Below are 500 nucleotides of genomic sequence, written 5' to 3' on the forward strand. Positions count from 1 at the left end.
ACTAGGCACTGTCTTCAAAGAGTTCTGATGGGGGATCATGTGTCGCATGGTGCGTCGTCATGAGCTGTCGGATCTGGAGTGGGAAGCGTTGTCCGCGCTGTTGCCGCGGTCGTCGTCGGGGCGGCCGCGGTTGGATGACCGGCAGGTGCTGAACGGGATCGTGTGGAAGCTTCGGGCGGGTACGGCATGGCGTGATGTGCCGGCGCGGTACGGGCCTTGGCAGACTTTGTATACGCGTTTCCGCAGGTGGGCGCTGGATGGGACGTTCACGCGGATGCTGGCCGCGGTGCAGGCGGAGAAGGATGCGGCCGGTGACATCGACTGGCTGGTGTCGGTCGACTCCACGGTCGCGCGGGCCCATCAGCATGCAGCGGGCGCCCGGAAAAGGGGGCGGAGCAGGGGGACGAAGTATGTGATCACGCCCTCGGACGATCCCGAGGCGGACTGACCACGAAGATCCACCTGGCCTGTGACGGTCGCGGCAGGCCGCTCGGTTTTGT

General features: G+C 65.6%; 1 pseudogene. It reads left to right on the forward strand.

Annotated features, from left to right (window positions below):
- Nucleotides 1-46: 46 nt before the first annotated feature.
- Nucleotides 47-500, forward strand: a pseudogene (locus IF88_RS0139675) (IS5 family transposase); the annotation flags it as partial.

Origin of the sequence: Streptomyces sp. NRRL F-2580 (genome assembly GCF_000720115.1) — a bacterium.
In the GTDB taxonomy this organism is placed as follows: Bacteria; Actinomycetota; Actinomycetes; order Streptomycetales; family Streptomycetaceae; genus Streptomyces.